This window comes from Nitrospirota bacterium (assembly GCA_015233895.1).
Taxonomy (GTDB): domain Bacteria; phylum Nitrospirota; class Thermodesulfovibrionia; order Thermodesulfovibrionales; family Magnetobacteriaceae; genus Magnetomonas.
Genome location: JADFXG010000004.1, coordinates 1 through 23,073 on the forward strand (window position 1 = coordinate 1; position 23,073 = coordinate 23,073).

The 23,073-nt window shown below is 41.3% G+C and carries 21 protein-coding genes; 15 read left to right on the forward strand and 6 right to left on the reverse strand.

What is annotated here, in order from left to right; translation table 11 throughout:
* Positions 1–12: 12 nt before the first annotated feature.
* Positions 13–1,410, reverse strand: coding sequence for a hypothetical protein (locus HQK88_04715; GenBank protein MBF0616106.1), 1,398 nt, complete (start codon positions 1,408–1,410; stop codon positions 13–15).
* A gap of 106 nt (positions 1,411–1,516) precedes the next feature.
* Entirely contained in the window at positions 1,517–2,893 is a 1,377-nt protein-coding gene (locus HQK88_04720) for a hypothetical protein (GenBank protein MBF0616107.1), read from the reverse strand.
* A 611-nt stretch (positions 2,894–3,504) separates the two neighbouring features.
* Between HQK88_04720 and HQK88_04725 the strand changes: the two genes are divergently transcribed.
* The 3 genes from HQK88_04725 (at position 3,505) to HQK88_04735 (ending at position 6,765) form a co-directional block, all read left to right on the forward strand.
* Positions 3,505–3,810 (forward strand): hypothetical protein, encoded by a 306-nt coding sequence (locus HQK88_04725; protein MBF0616108.1) that lies wholly within the window; start codon positions 3,505–3,507, stop codon positions 3,808–3,810.
* A 67-nt stretch (positions 3,811–3,877) separates the two neighbouring features.
* Complete coding sequence (gene wecB / locus HQK88_04730) at positions 3,878–4,966, forward strand: UDP-N-acetylglucosamine 2-epimerase (non-hydrolyzing) (GenBank protein MBF0616109.1); 1,089 nt, start codon at positions 3,878–3,880, stop codon at positions 4,964–4,966.
* A gap of 110 nt (positions 4,967–5,076) precedes the next feature.
* Entirely contained in the window at positions 5,077–6,765 is a 1,689-nt protein-coding gene (locus tag HQK88_04735) for a heparinase II/III family protein (protein ID MBF0616110.1), read from the forward strand.
* 39 nt (positions 6,766–6,804) lie between these two features.
* Here HQK88_04735 and HQK88_04740 read toward each other — a convergent pair whose 3' ends face one another.
* Positions 6,805–7,548 carry a hypothetical protein gene (locus HQK88_04740; GenBank protein ID MBF0616111.1) on the reverse strand — a complete coding sequence of 248 codons (744 nt, stop codon included), beginning with the start codon at positions 7,546–7,548 and terminating at the stop codon, positions 6,805–6,807.
* Positions 7,549–7,865: 317 nt separating this feature from the next.
* Positions 7,866–8,156, reverse strand: a complete 291-nt coding sequence (locus HQK88_04745; GenBank protein ID MBF0616112.1) for a hypothetical protein — start codon at positions 8,154–8,156, stop codon at positions 7,866–7,868.
* Between the two features lie 124 nt (positions 8,157–8,280).
* Between HQK88_04745 and HQK88_04750 the strand changes: the two genes are divergently transcribed.
* From HQK88_04750 to HQK88_04765, 4 genes are all read left to right on the forward strand, one after another.
* Positions 8,281–9,534 (forward strand): glycosyltransferase family 4 protein, encoded by a 1,254-nt coding sequence (locus HQK88_04750; GenBank protein ID MBF0616113.1) that lies wholly within the window; start codon positions 8,281–8,283, stop codon positions 9,532–9,534.
* Positions 9,535–9,538: 4 nt separating this feature from the next.
* Positions 9,539–10,522, forward strand: a complete 984-nt coding sequence (locus HQK88_04755) for an NAD-dependent epimerase/dehydratase family protein (protein MBF0616114.1) — start codon at positions 9,539–9,541, stop codon at positions 10,520–10,522.
* Positions 10,523–10,531: 9 nt separating this feature from the next.
* Positions 10,532–11,491 (forward strand): hypothetical protein, encoded by a 960-nt coding sequence (locus HQK88_04760; GenBank protein ID MBF0616115.1) that lies wholly within the window; start codon positions 10,532–10,534, stop codon positions 11,489–11,491.
* Between the two features lie 74 nt (positions 11,492–11,565).
* Positions 11,566–11,739 carry a hypothetical protein gene (locus HQK88_04765; protein ID MBF0616116.1) on the forward strand — a complete coding sequence of 58 codons (174 nt, stop codon included), beginning with the start codon at positions 11,566–11,568 and terminating at the stop codon, positions 11,737–11,739.
* Between the two features lie 25 nt (positions 11,740–11,764).
* Here the strand turns inward: HQK88_04765 and HQK88_04770 are convergent, their stop codons facing one another.
* Positions 11,765–12,499, reverse strand: coding sequence for a formylglycine-generating enzyme family protein (locus HQK88_04770; GenBank protein ID MBF0616117.1), 735 nt, complete (start codon positions 12,497–12,499; stop codon positions 11,765–11,767).
* 109 nt (positions 12,500–12,608) lie between these two features.
* Between HQK88_04770 and HQK88_04775 the strand changes: the two genes are divergently transcribed.
* The 7 genes from HQK88_04775 (at position 12,609) to HQK88_04805 (ending at position 19,730) form a co-directional block, all read left to right on the forward strand.
* On the forward strand, positions 12,609–13,016 hold the full coding sequence (locus HQK88_04775) for an archease (protein MBF0616118.1): 408 nt from the start codon (positions 12,609–12,611) through the stop codon (positions 13,014–13,016).
* Between the two features lie 29 nt (positions 13,017–13,045).
* Positions 13,046–14,488, forward strand: a complete 1,443-nt coding sequence (locus HQK88_04780) for an RtcB family protein (protein MBF0616119.1) — start codon at positions 13,046–13,048, stop codon at positions 14,486–14,488.
* A 6-nt stretch (positions 14,489–14,494) separates the two neighbouring features.
* A complete protein-coding gene (locus tag HQK88_04785) occupies positions 14,495–15,304 on the forward strand; it encodes a menaquinone biosynthesis protein (GenBank protein MBF0616120.1) in 810 nt (269 codons plus the stop codon).
* Between the two features lie 127 nt (positions 15,305–15,431).
* A complete protein-coding gene (locus HQK88_04790; GenBank protein ID MBF0616121.1) occupies positions 15,432–15,662 on the forward strand; it encodes a type II toxin-antitoxin system Phd/YefM family antitoxin in 231 nt (76 codons plus the stop codon).
* Positions 15,659–16,045: a type II toxin-antitoxin system VapC family toxin gene (locus tag HQK88_04795; protein ID MBF0616122.1), complete on the forward strand. Its 387-nt coding sequence runs from the start codon at positions 15,659–15,661 to the stop codon at positions 16,043–16,045. Before HQK88_04790 ends, HQK88_04795 begins: the two co-directional genes overlap by 4 nt.
* Before the next feature lie 131 nt (positions 16,046–16,176).
* Entirely contained in the window at positions 16,177–19,107 is a 2,931-nt protein-coding gene (locus HQK88_04800; GenBank protein ID MBF0616123.1) for a caspase family protein, read from the forward strand.
* A gap of 29 nt (positions 19,108–19,136) precedes the next feature.
* On the forward strand, positions 19,137–19,730 hold the full coding sequence (locus HQK88_04805; protein ID MBF0616124.1) for a class I SAM-dependent methyltransferase: 594 nt from the start codon (positions 19,137–19,139) through the stop codon (positions 19,728–19,730).
* A 136-nt stretch (positions 19,731–19,866) separates the two neighbouring features.
* Here HQK88_04805 and HQK88_04810 read toward each other — a convergent pair whose 3' ends face one another.
* The gene (locus tag HQK88_04810; protein MBF0616125.1) at positions 19,867–21,351 is read right to left on the reverse strand and encodes a DegQ family serine endoprotease; all 1,485 of its coding nucleotides are present in this window, start codon (positions 21,349–21,351) and stop codon (positions 19,867–19,869) included.
* Positions 21,352–21,525: 174 nt separating this feature from the next.
* On the opposite strand from HQK88_04810, the gene HQK88_04815 reads away from it, so the two are divergent.
* Entirely contained in the window at positions 21,526–23,061 is a 1,536-nt protein-coding gene (locus HQK88_04815; protein MBF0616126.1) for a PEGA domain-containing protein, read from the forward strand.
* Positions 23,062–23,073 lie beyond the last annotated feature (12 nt).

Consider the following 23,073-nt stretch of genomic DNA (forward strand, 5'->3'; position numbering starts at 1 on the left):
CAAGCAATATTCTTAATTCACAGTATAAGAGAAATACTTATACTCTGTTTGGTTCCAACTTGAGTCATAAATTACCTCGTAGTAGTAATATGTGCCTGTTGTTGCACCATAAGGGACATATACATTTGAATTCATAGGAGAATACGTCTGTCCATTCAATATTGGGACACCGCTGTTTGTTTGTAGAATCCAGCTGCCGTCTGATGTATATATATATGCGTACATGTAATATGTAGATGAGGTTGTGCTATTAGTGATAGTTGAGGAAAATGGACCTAAATAACCACCACGATATACTGATGTTGTTGTCGGCGCTGTAAGTCTGTGTGTGAGTGATGAGGAGAATGATACACCGGTATAAATATACCCACCATAATATCCGTCACCATTATCTACAGCAGCTAGTTTTGAACCATCTGAAGAGGATGCTATTGATTTCCAAAATCTGCTGTCAGCACTTGTTTGTGCAGTCCATGTAGCTCCCGAATCTGTTGAAGTATATATATAACCACCAGAACTAAAACGGCCAATATAACCATCCACGGCAGCTAGTTTTGAACCATCTGAAGAGGACGCTATCGAATACCACCATCTGCTACCGGAGCCAGTTCGCTCAGTCCATGTGGACCCTGAATCCGTTGAGGTATAAATATAATCATTGTAAGCAACCGCCGCAAGTTTTGAACCATCCGATGAGGATGCTATCGAGTACCAATATCTGCTACCGGAGCCAGTTCGCTCAGTCCATGTGGACCCTGAATCCGTTGAGGTATAAATATAATCATTGTAAGCAACCGCCGCAAGTTTTGAACCATCCGATGAGGATGCTATCGAATACCAATATCTGCTACCGAAGCCAGTTCGCTCGAGCCATGTAGCACCGGAATCTGTTGAGGTATATATAAACCCACCATAAGTCCCGGAAATCCCTGCAGCTAGTTTTGAACCATCCGATGAGGATGCTATTGATTTCCAATACCCACTACCTGCACCGGTTCGCTCAATCCACGTAGCGCCTGAATCTGTTGAGGTATAAATATATCCACCTGAACCAGTACCAGTATAATCCACTGCAGCGAGTTTTGTACCATCTGACGAGGATGCTATTGCCCTCCAATACCTGCTGCCAGAACCCGTTTGCGCAGTCCACGTAACTCCTGAATCTGTTGAAGTATAAATATACCCACCATAATAATAACCAGAATCTCCGGCAGCGAGTTTTGAACCATCTGATGATGACGTTATTGAATACCACCATCTGCTGTCAGCACCCGTTTGAGCAGTCCACGTGTAATCACCTGCTAATGCAAAATCACTGGCATAACAAAATAATGCAAACGATACTAAGAAAATACCAATAGTACATAAGGGATTTCTTGTCACTCTGTAATTCAAAGAACTTTGGCTCATCTTCTACTCCTCCTTCATTATCCTGCTATATGCTGTTAAATAGCCTTTAAGTGCGTCACTTACACCACTTAAGCAACGCACTTAAACATTTCAGCAAGCAATATTCTTAATTCACAGTATAAGAGAAATACTTATACTCTGTTTGGTTCCAACTTGAGTCATAAATTACCTCGTAGTAGTAATATGTGCCTGTTGTTGCACCATAAGGGACATATACATTTAAATTCATAGGAGAATACGTCTGTCCATTCAATATTGGTACACCGCTGTTTGTTTGTACAATCCAGCTGCCGTCTGATGTATATACATATGCGTACATGTAATAGACAGAGGAACTTGTGTTATTAGTGATAGTTGAGGAAAATGGGCCTAAATAACCACCACGATATACTGATGTATTTGTCGGTGCTGTAAGCGTATGGGTTATTGAAAATGAAGCTGTGTAAATATAACCATTATTAGCTACAGCAGCTAGTTTGGTACCATCGGATGAGGATGCTATGCCAGTCCAATATCCGCTACCTGCACCTGTTTCTGCTGTCCATGTAGCGCCTGAATCTGTTGAGGTATAAATATATCCATTATGCGATGCAGCAGCAAGTTTTGACCCATCAGATGAGGACGCTATTCCATACCAATCTCTGCTACCAGATCCTGTTCGCTCTGTCCATGTAGCACCGGAATCTGTTGAAGTATATATATACCCACCAGAATATCCGACACCATTATTTACAGCAGCTAGTTTTGAACCATCTGAAGAGGACGCTATTCCATGCCAATATCTGCTGCCAGCACTTGTTTGCGCAGTCCATGTAGCGCCAGAATCTGTTGAGGTATATATATAGGTGTCATAACCCCCTGCAGCTAGTTTTGAACCATCCGATGAGGATGCTATTGATTTCCAATACCCACTACCGGCACCGGTTCGCTCAATCCACGTAGCGCCTGAATCTGTTGAGGTATAAATATACCCATCAGAATATCCGACACCAGTATTTCCGACAACTAGTTTTGAACCATCTGAAGATGACGCTATACAATTCCACGAACTCATACCAGAATTCGTTTGTTTTGTCCATGTAGATCCAGAATCTGTTGAGGTATAAATATAATCACCATAAGATATAAGGTAATAAGCACCAGAACTTACAGCAGCGAGTTTTGTTCCATCTGAGTTTGAGGTTATTCCATTCCACACACCAGAGACATCCGTTTCAGTAGTCCATGTAACACCTGAATCTGTTGAGGTATAAATATAATCATCATAAATACTACCGTGAGTAGAAGAACCACCATAAGTACCAGCAACAAGTTTTGACCCATCAGATGATGACGATATTGATAGCCAATATCTACTGCCTGCTCCTGTTTGCTCTGTCCATGTGTATTCAGCATGGGATAATGTTGGTACAAGCACTGTTATCATTATTACCAATACCAAAGAAAATTTAAAAAACCTGTCTGATTTAAAAACTATCGACATTTTTGTTCTACCTCCAAAAAATCATGACAGCAAAGTTGCCATTTAATTTCATTAAAAAAATCACATTAAAAACGTCAATTCGCCAAGCACATTCCTTCTTAAGTTCTGTTGCGATTAACAAAACAGCACCAATAACTCTTTCCTACGCGTGGGTTGTGCTCTAATTAAGGATAATGGGGTAAAAGTATTATGTACGGAGTTTGTGACGGTATTATGCTAGGCGTCACTTTTGATTTTTTGCGATAGATAGATAGATAGATAGATGCTTGCGCCAATCAATTGCAATATTACTTACTACACTACAAAACATAAGCGCTTAAGTATCTCCTCTTCCTGCATGTTGTTGAGGTGACTTTAGCACATGTTAACAACTTTGTCAAGCTCAAAAAAATTGTTGTGTTGCCTTTTACGAGTTTCATTGTAAAACTGTTTTAATATGTTATCAAACAGTTTATGTATGTTATCATAAGAAAATGAATAGAGAGATCTTATATGCCGCAATATTTTGATATTACGCTAAAAAGTATTTTGAAAGGATTGCCACGAAAATTTATGAAGATATTAACCGGATTTGAGACGGCAAAGTTTCTGGTAAAAAGGAGGTTAAGAAAATGCCGGTAACTATAGATATAACAAAAGATGAACTTTATTTGGATGGTAAGGAGGTTGGGTTACTTGAAGGTGAACGGAAAGGGCTGCTTGAAGGTAAACGCGAGGGGTTGTTTGAAGGTAAACGCGAAGGGTTACTCGAGGGTATTGATGGAATGCTTGAGCTCAAGTATGGTTTAAACGGACTTGAGTTAATGAATATGGTTAGAGCTATAAATACTATAGATAAGCTGGAGGAATTCAAAAATCTTATCAAGAACGCTGGTTCAGTGAGTGAACTAAAGGATTTTTTGGCAAAGAGTGTATAGATATAGCATGGCAATTGTTATCTGTAACATTTTTATTAATACGACACATTTAAAAGTGAGGTAATGGTTGAGGATAGTTTTGGTGGCAGGTGCAAGGCCAAATTTTATGAAAATAGCTCCCCTGATTCAGGAGCTGAATAAGCTTGATTTTTGCGACTATATTCTGGTACACACAGGGCAGCATTACGATTACCAAATGTCGAGGGTGTTTTTTGAGGAGTTTAAAATACCAGAGCCGGATTATTTCTTAAATGTGGGACCTGGGAGCCATTCGGTTCAGACGGCAAAAATTATGATTGAATTTGAACGTGTCTGTATTAGTGAGCTTCCTGAAATGGTAGTGGTCGTTGGAGATGTCAACTCCACTTTGGCCTGTGCACTGACCGCAAAGAAACTCAATCTAAAAGCCTCACACGTTGAGGCAGGGCTTAGAAGCGGCGATATGACTATGCCTGAGGAAATAAACAGGATTGTCACCGACTCTATTTCAGACTATCTGTTTGTATCTGAAAAAAGCGGCGTTACTAATCTTAAAAAAGAGGGAAAGTCTGACGACCAGATATTTTTTGTAGGGAATGTTATGATTGACACCCTGTATCTTCAGCTTGATGCCCTTAAAAACTTAGAAATAAATGATCCATGGCATTTTGAGAAAAAAACATATGGTGTAATAACCCTGCACCGCCCCTCCAATGTTGATACCAAAGAGGTTTGTAGTGACATAGTGGATTCTCTCATTGAAATCTCCGCTGATATGGAACTGGTCTTTCCTGTTCATCCGCGGACAAGAAAAAATTTTGAAGATTTCGGACTGATTGATAAAATAGAACGTTCACGGATACACTTAAAACCGCCTCTGTCATACAGTGAGTTTCTAAGATACTGGAAAGACGCTGCAATTGTGTTTACTGACAGTGGCGGCCTTCAGGAGGAGACCACGGTTTTGGGCATACCGTGTTTTACGCTAAGAGACAACACCGAACGCCCTATAACTGCAGAAATAGGCACAAACATAATAGTCGGCAATAAAAAGGATTCCATTATGCGAGCTTACGCTGATTTTAAAGCAGGTATTTTAAAAACCGGTACGGTACCAGAGTTATGGGACGGCAAAGCGGCACAGAGAATTGTAAATATATTAATAAAAAAGTTATAATATTATAAGTATTTGTTTAGTGGGTTGATGCGCTTATTAATCATGACCACCTGCTGTGGTTATTAAAAGTACTAACTACCGTAAGAGTGTTTTTAGCTCAGGGGGTATGTGTGTTTATAAATAATAGAAGGATCCCGATTGATTTTCCAGGTGTTTTAACTTTTGTTTTTACACTGCGCTATCTTAAACCCGTTCAGATTTACGGTCGTGCTTTATATGCCTTAAAACGTCAGTTCTATCGTGTCAACGGTCTTACAGCTTTGCGGAAAAAAGCTGCAGAACTTAAACCAACACTTCAGCAGCCACAGAAAATACAAATTACGTTTGACTTTTTAAACGTTAAAGAAACCTACCCTCTTGATTCCATAAAATGGGTGGACAACACCAAGGAAAAACTTTGGCGATATAACCAGCATTACTTTGACTTTCTCCTTAAAAATAACTACACAAAAGAAAAAGCGATTGAAAAACTGTACTTGGTTTTGGACTGGATAGAAAAGAATTCTTATGAAACCACTGAGGCCTGGGAGCCGTTTGTTATTTCAAAGAGGGTTGTAAATTGGACAAAGTGGCTTAAAGACTCAAAGTATCACTTTACTAATGATGATGAAATCAGGCTTGTTATATATGAATCCATCTGTATTCAGTGCAAACGCTTGTATCAAGACATAGAGTACCACGTTCAGGCAAACCATCTGTTTGAAAATCTAAAGGCTCTTTTTATAACGGCAGCGTTTTTAATTGAAAATGGCTACAAGGTAAACCATTTTATAAACCAGTTGATTTTTAGCGCTAAGGAACTGACAATTGAGATTAATGAGCAGATACTCGATGACGGCGGCCACTATGAGGTAACTCCCATGTACCACGAGCAGATCCTCTCCGGTATGGTTGAAATCAATCTTGCTGCTGGAGATGCTCTTGAAATTGAGAATTTAAGTGTCAACCAAGTAACTGCACTTGAAAAGCTGCATTGTCTATGCAGCGTAAAGATTAAAAAGATGAAGCACTGGCTTTCTTTTATGGTGCACCCAGACGGTAAATTTTCCCTGTTTAACGATACATCGCTTATAAAACCTAAAGAACTTGATGAAGAACATGAATTACTACAATATACGGACAGTTTCGAGTTTTTTGAAAATTCCGGTTATTTTATTAGACACTGGGGCGGCGGGTTTTATTTTATTATAGACTCCGGCAGTCCCTCTCCGGAGTATCAACCAGGGCATTCGCACTGTGACTCCATGTCGTATGAGTTGTCGCTTGCCGGTCAGCGGGTGATTGTGGACACTGGAGTCGGCTCGTATCAGGATCCGTCTGTCAGAAACTACTGCAGACGCACTGCTGCCCATAATTTACCAGTTATAGAGGGTGTAGAGCAGTCAGAGATATGGGCATTTTTCAGGATGGGGCGCCGCTCCTGTGTTTTGGAAAGGAACTACAATGTCAGCGCCGATACATTTTCTTGTTTGATAGCCGATTACAACGGAAACATTTTTGAAAGAAAGGTGGTCTTTGAAAAATACTCCTTAACGGTTACCGATGTACTAAGAAAACGCATATCTGCCGGCGCTTTTAAATCTCTTGTGCATATACATCCTGATGTGTTGGTTAAACCAGAAGGCAGCAATAAGATTTCTCTTTCAACTCCTAAAACCGTGTTTAATATTCTGTCAGAGAGCAACCTAAGCGTGCAGGAGTCAAAATATTATCCTGAGTTTGGAAAGGAAATGAGTAACAACGTTATTATCGCAGAGCAAACTAGCAGCAGCACGATAAGTTATCAGATTAATTTTTAGGCAATAGTCTTATCGTAAATACGCAATTTTACTAAGTTGTTAGGCATTATCCCAAGTTACGTTACCTTCTTCATCTTTTGGATAGTCTGAGGCAACTTCTTCATGAAGCACTCTCTTTTGTCTATCAAATACTTTGGTCGCTTGCTGCCATTTGCCATTTACCTTCTTTAGTCTAATTTTTTGACTGTAACTGCCGTTTCTTGCCGTAAAAGTAACATTGTATGACTGTTTGTTTTCGTGCTCCACATTCCATGGTTGTTCAAACATTTTTCCAAGTCCATGAGTCAAAATACCTAAATCTATATTTATACTACATTCTGCCAAATTTTCAAGAGTTGGATTACTTTTTATTTTTTCAAATTTCTGTAAATCTAATATACGAGCTGTTACATCATAGTGAGGATATTCCCCAACATGTATGGCCGTCAATATTCCAGTATTAGTATTAGAATTAAGCGAACCTATCGCAAAATAAGTGAAACTGTCTCCTCCTGTTAAGTTACAAATCATTTCATTGGTTTTTTTCTCAAATGTAAGTAACAACTTATTGAAGCGAGTATCCATTAAAGAAAAGTTTTCTTCTACCTTTGATTGCTTTATTACACGAAATATTTGGCCAGTAAGCCAACTAATGAAGAAAAAAGCGGGAGCAAATAAGGTTAATACATCTTTGACGCACAGATTTTTTTTGCTACTATTTCCGAATATATTAAACAAAAGCCAAACGGTAGAACCGAGTAAAGGTATCCAAAATTCTTTTAGTAATTGTTTGACAATTTTCAATCTGATATCCTCCTGTCATGTTTTTTCCATTGACACATAAGACAAACGTTAAAGTTCTTCAAAAAAAATCTCTTTCGCTGATTTCATGCCAGCGATCCATTTCAATGGGTATAGTATGGCTCATTTACACAAATAACATCAAGTATATGTAATAAAAAATGTAGGGTACTTTTTTTTTAAGGCGACGGCGGCATTTTTCTTTTTCACAGCGTCGTGGCAAAATTGTTCCAACACAAAGAAGGACTGCTCCTCAGAACTCTTTAAGTCATTTCTGCAACAACAGGTGAGCAGTTGTCAACACCTGACACATATGAACGCTATTTAACGATGCCTAAGATTTTGGAGATAAGGTCTATTGCCCGTGGATTTGCCAAAATTATGAGGAAAGCAAGAATTAGGAAATATAGCTTCATTTCAAGACGGACATTTTTAAATTCGCTTTTCATCCTTTCCTCAAGCAATAGCAAATCGGCTTTAGTAGCAAAATCTTTTAATAACTCTTCTTTGGCTTTACGAGGAGTTTCCTCAATAGCTTCCACCAAAGCCTTAGTTTCAGCGTCACCGATCTTATCTTTAAGCATCGTATATAATTCAATTGTCGTTGCCATGCCTTTAGAATATCATAAAAACAAACTAATTGCAATCCCCTTAACAACCCTAAATTTGCCGAGGGGTCTCCCCAGTGGGAGACAACCTTGACGCTCTTTATCGTCAATCTGTACAATGAATAAAATGAGAAAAATACTATTTTTTTCAGAGAATTTTCCACCTGAAGTAAATGCCGCCTCAACGCGGGTATATGAGCGTGCGTGTTATTGGGTTAAGTGGGGATATGACGTAACTGTGATAACCTGTGCTCCCAATTTTCCTCAGGGACGCCTTTATCCGGGGTATAAAAACAAATGGCATCAGGTTGAGTTCATGGACGGGATTCGCGTGGTAAGAGTCAAAACCTTCATCAGTAAAAACGAGGGTGTTGCTCTTAGAACTCTGGATTTCCTCTCCTATAACATAACAGCAGTGGCAGCCGCAATTTTTGAAAATAAACCGGATGTCGCAATTTCAACATCTCCGCAGTTTTTTGCAGCAGTGGCTGGATGGATGGTGTCAGAGGCACGCAGAATACCGTTTATATTTGAACTTGGAGATCTGTGGCCAGCATCAATTGCAGCCGTTGGGGTCATGAAGCGGGGAAATATCCTTCTAAAAATGGTTGAAAAACTAGAGCTTTACCTCTATGACAGGGCGGCTCATGTGGTCTCTCTTACAAACTCATTTAAAGAGGATTTAGTAAGGAGAGGTGTTCCGGAGGATAAAATAACTGTGGTGATTAACGGCGTGGATTTGCCCCGTTATGCTCCTATGCCAAAAGACCCAGAGCTTATGAGTACACTTCATCTTGACGAAAAATTTGTGGTTGGCTACATTGGCACACAGGGAGCTGCCCACGGTCTTGAAAATGTGATTGAGGCAGCTAAAATAATAAATGACCACAGTGATGACATCTGTTTTCTCTTTGTTGGAACAGGCTCAGAGCATGAAAAACTTAAAGCAAAAGTTGAACAATTTAATCTCTCATCACATGTGCTCTTTGTGCCGCCTAAACCCAAAGCTGAGATGCCCAAATACTGGAGTCTCTGTGATGTGGCGCTAATTCATCTAAAAAACTCACCGGTGTTTAAAACCGTGATACCCTCAAAAATGTTTGAAGCCATGGGAATGGGGCTGCCGCTTCTGGTAGTTTCCCCCGAAGGTGAGGCCAGTGCAATTGTACAAAGAGAAGGTTGCGGATTGTGGTGTCCTGCCGGAGAGCCACAACTATTTTCTAAAAATATCCTGTTTCTTAAAGAAAACCCTGCAAAACTCAAAGATTTCTCTGCTAAGAGCCTTGATGCTTCCCAGAGATATACTAGAGAAACGCAGGCTAAAAAAATGATAGATGTGGTAGAAAACGTTATAAACACTCCATTTATGACAGGAGATTAAACAAATGAGACTAAGCAGGGTTTTAGTGACAGGAGCAAACGGATTTATCGGCCGGGCAGTGTGTCAATATTTGGAAAATGCGGGGTTTAATGTAAGAGCTGCTGTAAGAAATCTTGATGACGGGGTCAGAGAGATTCTGCCTGATGTCAAAGACTTTTGCGAAATAAAGGACATTGGCCCGGATGCCGTATTTGGGAACGCCTTAAACGGAGTTGATGCAGTTGTACACCTTGCGGCAAGGGTTCATGTGATGAAAGAGTGGGCATCAGATCCTCTTGTTGAGTTTAGAAAAGTTAACACCATTGGCACAAAAAGGCTATATGAGGAGGCGATGGCTAATGGTGTAAAAAAGTTTATCTTCATAAGCACAGTTAAAGTTAATGGTGAAAAAACAACCAACAGACCCTTTACAGAACACGACACCCCTCGTCCTCAGGACTCCTATTCAACATCAAAACTTGAAGCCGAGGAAATCCTCACAGAACTGTGTGAATATGACTCGCCAACTGCTGTAACGATATTGCGCATTCCGCTTGTCTATGGGCCGTTTGTTAAAGGTAACTTTCTAAGGCTTCTTGAAATAACCTCTAAAAACATCCCACTTCCTCTTAAAAACGTCAATAACCGCCGCAGCATGTTGTACGTAGGTAATCTTGCCAGCGCCATAGAGACCACTTTACACGATTTAAGCAAGGGAGTTAAAACTTATATGGTTTCTGACACTGTGGATATCTCAACTCCAAAGCTTATTACGATGATTTCAAAGGAAATGGGCAAAGACCCAATACTATTACCCTTTCCTGTCCCGCTATTGCGGCTGGCCGGTGCATTAACCGGTTTTAGTGATGAGCTTGACAGGCTCCTGGGCTCTCTCACTGTTTCCACATACAGGATAAAGCTTGATCTTAACTGGAGCCCTCCTTATGATGTTTCTTACGGCATACGAGACATGGTTCAGTGGTTTACCAGCAAGACAATCAAGGATTAGGCAGAGGCTATGATATTTTACTTATCTGCGGCAATAGCCTTCATATTTGCATATCTGATATGGAAGCAAGGATTTAGGTTTTCACTTGTTGACATACCTAATGCCAGAAGTTCGCACGTACATCCTACGCCAAGAGGCGGCGGGCTTGGTATAGCCGTTGCAGTTTTAACCTGTGGGCTGCTTACAACCAATAACCATTGGTTGGTGCTCATAGTATTTGCAATGGGAATTCTTGGCTTTTTAGAGGATATATTTAGTTTATCCACAGTGTTGCGGTTAATAGTTCAACTAATACTTTCAGTATTGATGGTTTATTTCACCCTTAACATCCCTCACACACCTCTTGAAATCATGCTTTTTATTTTTTGGTGTATTTTTCTAACGGCTACAGCTAATTTCTATAATTTTATGGACGGGATAAACGGGATAGCCGGAGTTACCGGAGTAACAGGTTTTCTATTCATGGCTGTGTATGCGCTTTTAGGAGCAATGCAATATGATGCCGGTCTCTTTGCAGTGATACTGTGCGGAGCTTGTGCTGGATTCTTACCGCTTAATTTTCCTAAAGGGAGGGTTTTTATGGGAGATGTGGGAAGTCTCCTTCTTGGCTTTGCTTTTGCCTATATGGTCATGAAGATGTCAACATCTGTTGGCACATTTATATGTCTTACAATGTTTCTTTGCACTTTTTATGCTGACAGTATTGTGACGATTTATTATCGTTTAAGTTTAGGAGAGAATCTGACACAAGCTCACAGACGCCACCTGTACCAGTACATGAGTAATGAGCTTGCCATGCCACATTGGAAAGTGACACTCCTCTATGGGGTGATACAAGCCATTGTAAGCTTTGCCGCTCTGATTACGATAAGAAGTACGTTATTGTGGCAATTTAGCCTTTTTGGTGGATTTTCCATACTCTTTATTGCCTCATACTATCTGATAAAGAGAATCCCCTCCAAAACATAACTCTTTATAAAGGTTTCGCCAAAAACAACCGAAAAGTAATTAAAAGTTATACATTGTGCCAAGGAGGTGCTACAATGGAATACACAGTAGAATATGTACCAACAATGCCAGATTTGAGGGATGCAGTCTCCAATGAAAATAAAAACAGGTCATTCAGAAGGGCAAAGAAGCCGTTAAAGAAAATACGGGAAAAAGAAGAGCCTGTAGAGAGAAAATCTGATGGGCATAACATAGACATTCTTGTTTGATTTATGAAGTACAGATAGTGCGATACTAAACATTAATCAACAAGAAATCCAGGAGATTATCTTCAAGGACAAGACGGAAACCTATATGAAAGTCCTTGAAGTCCGGGGCGTTAAGACTTCTGTAAGAACTACGTGCAAATTTTGGGAAAGTACGCCAACTCCCTCCACGCATCACACGATTGCAACCACCTCTTATACAAACTGGACGATTAACAGAGTGTTTGCTGTAAGCATTTTCGTCATATACATCCTCCACCCACTCCCATACATTACCGCTCATATCGTATATCCCCAAACCGTTAGGCTTCTTCTGTCCTACCGGATGCGGCATCATTTCTGAGTTACCGTCATGCCAGGCATAATCCCCTACGCTATTTTCATCGTTAGTTCCTGCCCAATTCTCATCCTTTCCGCCACTCCGACAGGCATATTCCCACTCTGCCTCAGTTGGTAAACGATGTTTCTTTCGTGTTTGTGTATTTAACCTGTTTGCAAAATCCTGAACATCATACCAACTTACCTCTTCAACAGGATAATTCAAACCATATGTCAATGATGGATTATTCTCCATTACTTTTAGCCATTCCTTCTGAGTTACCGGATATTTACCAATATAGAAATCATCCAGGCAAACCTTATGAACTGGTCTTTCCTCAGCCTCTCCCTCACCAAACACATCTCCCATCTGATAGCATCCGCCCTTTACAAACACAAATTCCATACCGGTTACAGGGCATATAAAATCCTTCTCAGTGCTCATTACAGTGATTATACACTAAGATGAATAAATTTTTAAACTTACAGTAATTGCTCGTATTTTCATGGTTGACTCAACTGTCGGCAAAGCGTTAATTTAATGTATGGAGGGAGTGGAAATACTTGATGTTTCTGGTGACATCGGGTTAAGGGTGACTGCCACCACAAAGGAGGAGTTATTTGTGAAAGCAGCATGTGCTTTGTTTTCACTCATCACAGATTTTGAGACAATTGAGCCGCTTGAAAGCAGGGAGATTGCGCTTTCTGCCGATTCCTCAGAAGACCTCATGGTTGCATGGCTTAATGAGCTCATTTATAATTTTGATGTTTTCGGATTTCTCTGTAAAGATGTAACTATAAACAAGCTGTCACAAAGACATATCAAGGCTACCGTAAAAGGAGAGACTTTTGATGAGGAAAAACACAAAAGAGGATTTCTCATAAAAGCTGCCACTTATCATAATCTTAAACTTGTGTGTGAGCCGTCTTTTTCCTCTTTGGAGATAATTCTGGATATATAGCCACCGGAAAGTGAGGAGGGTAAAAAATTATGACAGAAAAACTGATAAGAAAAGATGAAAACACGATAGAGGTTCCGATAGGTTACAAGGCCGGAATGCGTGTGCCGGGGTTGATTTATCTAAATGCACAGCTTGAAAAATTCCTTGAGCCACAGGCTGTCGCTCAGGTAGCTAACGTATCCACACTGCCTGGCATTGTTGGATACTCTCTTGCCATGCCTGATATTCACACAGGTTACGGATTTCCGATTGGCGGTGTTGCTGCGTTTGATTTAAACGAGGGGATAATCTCACCCGGTGGAGTTGGTTATGACATAAACTGCGGAGTCAGGCTACTTAGAAGCAACCTCACTAAGCAGGAGGTGCTCCCGCACATAAAAGACCTTGTTGCCGCAATATACGCAAATGTGCCCTCAGGGGTTGGCTCAAAGGGTAAGATTAGGCTAACTCCGGACGAGCAGAAAAATGTTGTCTTAAAGGGAGCTCTATGGGCAGTGGAGCAGGGTATGGGCAGCGGTGCAGATTTGGAAAAAACCGAGTCAGAAGGTATGATGTCAGGCGTGGATGAGACCTCAATAAGTGAAAAAGCCTATGAACGAGGCAGAAATCAGATGGGAACTCTGGGCTCTGGGAATCACTTTATAGAAATTCAGTATGTCAGCGAAATATTTAACGAAAAAGCCGCTCAGGCATTTGGGCTTTTTGAGGGACAGGTCACAGTTATGATTCACACAGGCTCTCGGGGGCTGGGGCATCAGGTATGTACCGACTTTTTGCCAATTATGGAACGCGCCTCTAAAAAGTATGGAATTGAGCTTTACGACAGAGAATTAGCCTGTGCTCCATTTCATTCACAGGAGGCAGAGGAATATTTTTCAGCTATGAAAGGTGCTGCCAACTACGCATGGGCAAATCGACAGAGCATTATGCACCTTGTGTCGGAGTCTTTTATTGCAGCTCTGAGAGGCTCACCGTCAAGCATTGGGCTCTCTTTGGTCTATGACGTTGCACACAACATTGCAAAGGAGGAAACCCATCGGGTTGGAAAGCGTGATGTCAGATTGATAGTGCACAGAAAGGGGGCAACCAGGGCGTTTCCGAAAGATCACCCTGAGCTTCCAGATATTTATAGAGCCGTAGGACAGCCGGTGTTAATTCCAGGCGATATGGGGCGTGCCTCGTTTGTGCTTATTGGTACACAAGACGCTATGACCGAGACTTACGGTTCGACTTGTCATGGAGCGGGCAGACTGCTTTCCCGTCACGGCGCAATAAAGGCAGCCAAGGGGAGGCAAATCTGGAAAGAACTGCTTGATGCCGGCGTTACGGTTACAAGTGCAGGCAGGGGCACACTTGCCGAGGAAATGCCGGAGGCTTATAAGAATATTAATAATGTTATCAGCGTTGTTGACAATGCCCGTATTTCTCAAAAAGTAGCGATGCTTAAACCCATCGGTGTTGTAAAAGGATAATTCTCAATGCTAAAATCGCTGAAAATTGGAAAAATTAACTTTGCCAATCTGTTTCCGATTTTTCATTGTCTTGAAAATGACATAAACCTAAACAAAACCGAATCGTATGAGATAATCTCAGGCGTACCTTCATATCTTAACTCGCTAATCAGAGAGGGGAAAATTGATGTCAGCCCATCGTCTTCAATTGAGTACCTGCGTCACCCGGAGCTTTATGATCTCATTAAAGAGCACTCAGTAAGCTCCTTTGGCGCAATAGAGAGTATTTTACTTTTTAGTGCAGACGATATCTGTAACCTTGGCGGTAAAACGGTTTTGGTCTCTGTTCAATCGGAAACGTCAGTAGCGCTACTTAAAGTTATTCTTTCGGAATTTTACGGAATAACCGTCAGCATGGAACCCTCTGACGCTAAACTTGCCGAGGGACTCGGCACCCACCCTGCCTACTTGCTAATCGGTGATAACGCTCTCATTGAAAACCGCAGAAGTGTTAGAATTAATAAGAAAATTTATATTTATGATCTCGGTCAACTTTGGTATGAGCACACGGGATTACCCTTTGTATTTGCACTTTGGATAGCAAGAAAGGACTGCAACCGGAAATTACTTTCAGAGTTTGAATTTTCCCTTAAACGTGCAAAAAAACAAGCCCTGAGCACCCTCTCAGAAATAGCTTCAGTGTCCCCCTACCCTGCTGAAATGCTCTCCAAAGAAATGCTCGTATCATACTGGGAGAATATATCTTATGACCTCACTGAAAAACACATGCAAGGCCTACAACTATTTGAAAGCTATCTGTTTAAGGGAAGAGAGTAAGGAAGAAGGAGGGAGAGGGCTTTGCCTATTACGGCTGGGGTGCCTCACCCCTTCCCCGTGATCCCTCGGTTTGGAGTACAGTGTTTTTAATTTTGACATAGTTAATAACTTAGTTTATAATTTAAGTATGAAAGTGAATATTCATGAGGCGGCAGCTCATTTATCAAAGCTTATAAACAGGGTAAGCAGTGGTGAGGAAATAATAATAGCCAGAGCAGGTACACCTATTGCAAGGCTTGTACCGATTCCCAACCGGCGTACAAATAGAATTCCTGATACGGCTAAAGGTAAAATTACTGTTCATGAAGATTTCACCGCTCCATTACCAGACGAAATAATTGATTCCTTCTATAAATGAGAGCTTTACTGGATACACACACTTTTCTGTGGTGGATAACCGACAGTTCTTTGCTATCAGACATTGCTGTGCGAATTATTAGTGATGCAAAGACTGAGCTGTACCTTAGCTCTGTCAGCGTGTTGGAGATGGTAATAAAGGCTCAAATTGGAAAGTTGACTTTACCCGATACGCCAGAGATATTCATAACTAGTCAAATGGTTATAAATTCTATACAGTGCATGCCAATGAATATGAACCATGCCTTTGCTGTATATACCTTACCTATGCACCACAGGGACCCATTTGACAGGCTGCTTGTTGCTCAGGCACAATCTGAGGAATTACCTATTATTACGAATGACCAATTTATTAAGCAATATGGTGTTACTGTTATTTGGTAAATCATAAGTGACAGTCTCATACGATGGCTTTTTTCTTGACAATCTTTTTCATTCTATGTTTTACTTAGCCATCACAACAGTTATTTCTTAAGTGTAGAAATTGCTTAGGGCTTGTTTACCGGAGGGCTGTAATGGTTCAGTTTGGCAATAACAAAACATCACTACTTGCCAACTCCGCAAGCTTCATAGCAATCGTCTTTGTGTTTATAATAGCAGTCGGACTGAACACTCCAACCGTTACCTCTGCCGCTGAGCCGCCCTCTGAGCCAATTCTCCGTATTAATACCGAAATGCACACAGCAGGAATATTCGGAATCGGAGTTGATGCAGAAAACAAATATCTTGTAACCGGCTCAGGTGACAAAACGGTAAAAGTGTGGGACATTCGTGACTTTAGTTCAGTAAAACTTATACAAACCCTCAGAGTACCTATTGGTGAGGACAGAGAAGGGAAAATATTTGCGGTTGCAATATCTCCCGATGGTAAAACTATAGCTTGTGGCGGTTATACAGGATACGATTGGGATAAATCTCATTCTATTTATATATTTGACAGACAGACTGGAAAACTAAAACAACATATAACAGATCTGCCTGATATTATATATTATCTCGTATATTCTAAAGATGGCAGGTTTCTTGCTTCTACACTAAGACACAATGGCATACGGATATATAAAGCTAATGATTATTCACTGGCAGCCTCTGACAGTGATTATGGAGATAGAAGTCTATGCGCTGATTTTGACAAAAATGGCAGGCTCGTTACATCATCTTATGATGGTAATATACGGCTTTATGACAATACTTTCAAGCTCATATCAAAGGAAAAAACAAAAAGCGGTACGCAATCTCGTTCAGTTAGTTTCTCGCCTGATGGCTCTAAGATAGCAGTTGGATTTGACGAAACAGATAAGGTGGATATTCTTTCAGGCAGAGACCTTTCTTATAAATACTCTCCTGATACAACGGGTTTAGATGCCTTTTCTTATAATGTTTCCTTCTCCTGTGATGGTAAATACCTATATGCCGGTTATAGAAAGCCCGAAGGCAACCGGCAAATAAATATTAGAAAATGGCCAAATGAAGAGAAAGGTACATACAAAGACATAATAAATGTTGCAGGCAATACTATTAACCAAATTTTACCACTTAACAACGGCGGTATTGTTTTGTGCTCTCACGATCCTTCATTTGTCATACTTGATAAAAATGATGGAAAAGTTGTTTGTAAAACAGGTTATAATGCCGATTACAGAGGAAACAGAGAGGGGTTTCAAATTTCAAAAGATGCTAAAACCATCAGGTTCTGGTATGAAAATAAAGGTAAGTTTCCTAAATTGTTTTCGCTGACAGAAAGAGAATTGTCAGATGTTTCAAATTTAAAAGAAGGCCTCCTTAAACCGATTTTAAAATCTGAGAGATTAAATATTACAAACTGGCATAATAATATTGATCCAGAATTAAATGGTACAGCCTTGAAACTTGAGAAGTACGAAACATCAAGAAGCCTTGCGATATTTCCTGACAGCAGCAGTTTTTTGCTTGGTGCAGACAGGTATTTAAGGCTTTTTGACAGTTACGGCAGGGAAAACTGGAATATTGTTGCACCCGGTGCAGCTTGGGACGTAAACGTATCTCAAAATGGAAAAATAGCGGTAGCGGCTTATGCAGATGGGACTATTCGATGGTACAGGGTAAGTGACGGTAAGGAGCTTTTGGCGTTTTTCCCGCATAATGACAAAAAGAGATGGGTACTATGGACGCCAAAAGGATATTACGATGCCTCGGTAGGCGGTGATGATTTAGTTGGTTGGCATTTAAACAGAGGTAAAGACAAAGAGGCGGATTTCTTCCCCGCTTCAAAATTCCGCTCTACTTATTACAGACCCGATATTGTCTCAAAAGTACTCGATACTCTTGACGAAGATGAGGCAGTAAGACAAGCAAATGAACAAGCTAACAGAAAAACGCAAACCGTAACAATTACTGAAAAGCTGCCCCCTGTTGTTAGAATACTTTCACCATCATCAGGGGCTGAAGTAGCCAATACGTCGCTGACGGTAAGGTATGAACTCCGCACACAGGATGATGCTCCGGTTACATCTATAAAGGTTTTAGTAAACGGAGAAAGACAAGACTCTGAAAAAGGCATCACGGTAAAACCAAACGAAGGTACCTCTAACGAGGTAAAGGTAACAATCCCTGGCAAAGATAGTGAAATTGCAATAATAGCAGAAAACAGAAACTCAGCCAGCGAACCGGCAATCGTGTTTGTAAGATGGTGCGGGGCTGTTAAAAAAGACGATGAGTTTGTGATAAAGCCTAAACTTTACATCCTTGCCATCGGGGTGAACAGATACAAAGACAAGGAGTTGAGATTAGCATATTCGTCAAAGGATGCAACAGACTTTGCTGGGGTCATGAAAACACAAAAAGGCAAACTCTATCGTGATGTTGAGATAAAGGTTATAACTGATGAAAATGCTTCGAAGGTAAACGTATTGGATGGGCTGGATTGGATTCAAAAACAGGTGACAAGTAAAGACATAGCTATGGTACTGCTTTCCGGGCACGGTGTAAACGACTCAAACGGAGTATATTATTATCTGCCTGCCGATGTGGACACAGAGAGGTTAAAAAGTACAGCGGTGCCGTTTTCAGAAATAAAAAGCACAGTGAGCGCTCTTGCTGGTAAGACGCTATTTTTTATAGACACCTGCCACTCAGGAAATGTGATGGGGGGCCGCAAGGGGTTAGATGATATAAACGGAGTAATAAACGAATTAACGAGCGCTGAAAACGGCGCAATTGTCTTTGCAGCCTCAACAGGCAGGCAGTATTCATTGGAGGACCCATCATGGGGTAACGGAGCTTTCACTAAGGCGGTGGTTGAGGGCCTTTCGGGCAAAGCTGACATGAAAGGCAGCGGCAGGATAACCGTTAACATGCTTGATTTATATATATCCGAACGTGTTAAGGAACTAACAAAAGGTAAACAGACGCCAACAACGACTAAACCCGCTACCGTACCGGATTTCCCAATAGCGGTTGTGAAGTAGGCAATATGGCAGTTTAAGGAGGTCTAACAATGTTACGTAAGGAACACTGGGAAAACATTTACAAATGCAAGCAGCCAAATGAAGTAGGCTGGTACGAGGCGCACCCTGAGATGTCACTCCGATTGGTTAAATCAACTGGGGTCGGAATTGACGGCAGCATTATTGACGTAGGTGGCGGTGCATCAAGTCTCTCGGATGTGCTTATAAAAGATGGATACCAAAAAATCACTGTGCTGGACATTTCAGCCGCTGCACTACAAAGAGCAAAAGAACGGCTCGGAGAACTTAGCAATCGAGTTACGTGGCTTGAAGGAGATATCACTGAGGCCAAACTCCCTGACAATTACGACATATGGCACGATCGGGCAGTGTTTCACTTTCTTACCGATGCCGATGACCGTAAAAAATATGTGGATACTTTAAGAGAATCCCTTAACACGGGCGGATACGCCATCATTGCAACATTTTCCATAGAAGGGCCAATGAAGTGCAGCGGTCTGGATGTGGTAAGATACAGCCCTGAGACACTTCATAGTGAGCTGGGAGATGATTTTAAATTTCTGGAATCAATAAATGTTGAACATGTTACTCCGTCAAAATTTGTGCAAAAGTTTATATTCTGACTTTTTAAAAGGGTGTCGGGCACACCAACCTTAAACTAAGTCAACTAATCGTGGCAAACAAACTTGGGGTCAAGGGGGCTGGCCTCCTTGTGGGAGAGGGTCAAGGGAGAGGGCAACGCCCTCTCCCTTATACATCCTACTGTTTACTTGAAATCGTAACGTATATAAAGGAACCGCTGCGGTTAATCAAAAGAAGTAAATCGTCATCATTTTTTAGAGCGCTTAATACATGCTCGTAGTCCTTCATACTGTTGATGCGTTTTCTGTTTATCTCCTGAATGACATCCCCTTGTTTAAGAACAGAGGCTGCAGGGCTTTCATCAGTTACATTTGTAACAATAACACCGGTGACTTTTGCCGGTATATTGAATCTCTCCTTAATAGACTGGGTTAGCTCCTGAATGCTTACCCCTTTTAGTTTATTTAGCCGTGACTCCTCCTGAGACACAGTTTGTTCAGCCTGTTTTTCATCCGGCAACTCACCAATTGTCATTTTTACAGCCATTTCCTTACTGTCACGCACAACCACAAGGGAGACTGATGTGCCGGGTTTGGTGGCTGCTACCATATTTCTCAGTTCTCTTGTTGATTCAGCATTTTTACCCTCAAAGGAGATTATAACGTCTCCGCGCTTAAGGCCTGCCTTGTCAGCCGGACCGCCATCCATCACATCGGCTACCAGAACCCCCTTCTGAGCTTTCGTACCAAATGATTTGGCAAGCTCCGGAGTCAGTGGTTGTATGTTTACCCCTAACCAACCTCTGACCACTTTACCGCTTTTCATGAGGCTTTCCATAACTGATTTGACCATGTTTGACGGTATGGCAAAACCTATTCCCTGGTAACCACCGGTTGTTGAAAATATCGCCGTATTAACACCCACAAGCTCGGCATGGCTGTTAACCAAAGCTCCACCAGAGTTGCCGGGATTAATTGCCGCATCTATCTGGATAAAATCCTCGTAATCGGCTATTCCAACATCAGACCTGCCCACAGCACTTACTATCCCCATTGTAACAGTCTGGCTAAGGCCATAAGGATTACCTATAGCCAGCACTATATCGCCTACGCGTAGTTTTTCGGAGTCGGCCATTTTAAGTACCGGCAAATTTTTAGCCTCTATTTTAATAACGGCAAGATCGGTTTTAGGGTCTGCCCCTATCACCTTGCCCTTATATTCGGTTTTGTCTGAAAGCTTCACCATTATCTCATCAACATCTCTGACCACATGGCTATTGGTAAGAATGTAACCGTCCTCCCGCACTATCACCCCTGAGCCAAGCGCTTTGGATTCAAACTTTTTGTTAGGATGAGAATGAGGGGATTCGTCCCCAAAAAACCTCTTAAACATGGGATCATCAAAGAAGTTCCCAAAGGAGTTTTGTACGGAAACTTTCTTAGTGATAGAAATATTAACCACAGAGGGCTTTGCCGCATCCGATACCTCCGTAAGAGCTGTGCTGAACTGATCCAGTATAGACTTGCTTTGAAGTGATACTTCTTTATTCTGAGCAATTGACTGGTTATGGATGTTAAGGCTTGACGACAGCACTAACCCCGCAACAATTCCGCTTAGTAACAACAACACCCCTAAAAGAGTTTTCCTCTTTGCAGACGACATCGTTTTCCTCCGTTATTTTTTATATTTACACTTACAGCCTGCTCTTTCTGAAAACAGGTTTACTCCTTTCCACCAACTCTAATTATCCCAAAATAGCTCCCTGCGTGTCAACCACAAGTTAGTGCAGCTGCCAAGCGCTTGAAAAAAAGCCGTTAACTGGTATATTATACTGCTATGGAAATTCTGAATACTTTAGCGATAATTATAATCCTTGGCGGAATTCTGGCCATCGCATATCAGGTGTTTATATTTATGGAACATAAGTCAAACCTGACAATAACGTGTGACCATCTGGACTCTGAGGTCTATGTGGATGGACTGCTTGTGGGTGAGCCTCCGGTTGAGACCAGAGTATCTCCAGGCTCTCACAACATATTGATAAAGAAAATGCTTGACGACGGCAGCTATTTTATGTACGAGGGAGTTGTTAACCTGGGCAAAGGAGCAGTAAAGAATCTGGATTATATACTTCAGCAGAAATTCACAGAGAAATACTACTGGCAAAAGGCTACGATGTCTGATGAAATAGCTGATTACAAGGACTATATAGAACGCTACCCTGAGGGGGCATTTGTTGATGAGGCGACAGAAAGGACTGAGGATATTATATATGAAAAAGCAGAGGACTTAAAGTCCTGTGAAGAGTATCTAAAACTCTATCATTCCGGAAAACACTCAGTAGAGATAAGATCTAAAATGGAGGAGATGACTTACGCACTCTGTGACACAATCAGGGGATGCAAACTGTACATAGAAAAGTACCCTAAAGGAATATACATAAATGACCCACAGGTAAAGCGAGTTAAAAAACTCCTCGTAGCTGTGCACTATTTACCGGCAAAAACACTTGAAGGACATCACGGACCGATTAATTGTATAGGAGTTATGGAACAGAGAGCTTTCTCCGGTTCAGACGATAAGACCATAAAGATGTGGGATGTGCCTACCGGCACGCTGATATATAGTTACGAGGGGCACACTGACGGAGTGTCCTCTGTAGCAATATCTGGTAAAACAATGGCCTCAGCTTCAGAAGACAGAAGCATAATAATCTGGAATCTTGAAGAGAACAGCATCATGCGCAGAATCACAGGACATGAAGGGTGGATTACCACTGTGGCCATATCAGGTGGATTTGTGGTATCAGGGTCTGAGGATAAAACCATAAAGATATGGAATATTGAAAGTGGCGCTCTCATAAAAACCATCCCTGCACATACCGGCACTATATGGAAAGTGGCAGTATCCGGAGAGAAAATTATTTCCAGCTCAGAGGATAAAACCATAAGAGTCTGGAACATGAAAACCGGTGAGTTGATAAAGAAATTTGAGGGACATGCTGATAACGTATGGTCTTTTGATGTGGCTGGCGACAGGATTATCTCCGTGTCATGGGACGATACGATAAGAGCGTGGGACCTAAAAACAGGTACGGCATTATACACGGTAAAAGCAAACTCTGGCAGAATTTATGCTGTTTGCGTGCATAATAATAAGATATTTACCGGGTCATGGGACAGAAAGATTCGTGTTTGGGACCTTAACAGCGGTGACCATCTGACAACGATGGAGGGGCACCAGGAGAGTGTCTATGCTATAGTTGCCATGGGGGAGAAAATAATCTCAGCATCCTATGACAAATCTCTTATAGTTTGGGAGGTTGAATCCGAGGAAAAAGCAGATAGCTCCAGCGACAGCGCATTTGTGTAGTTCTATAACAAA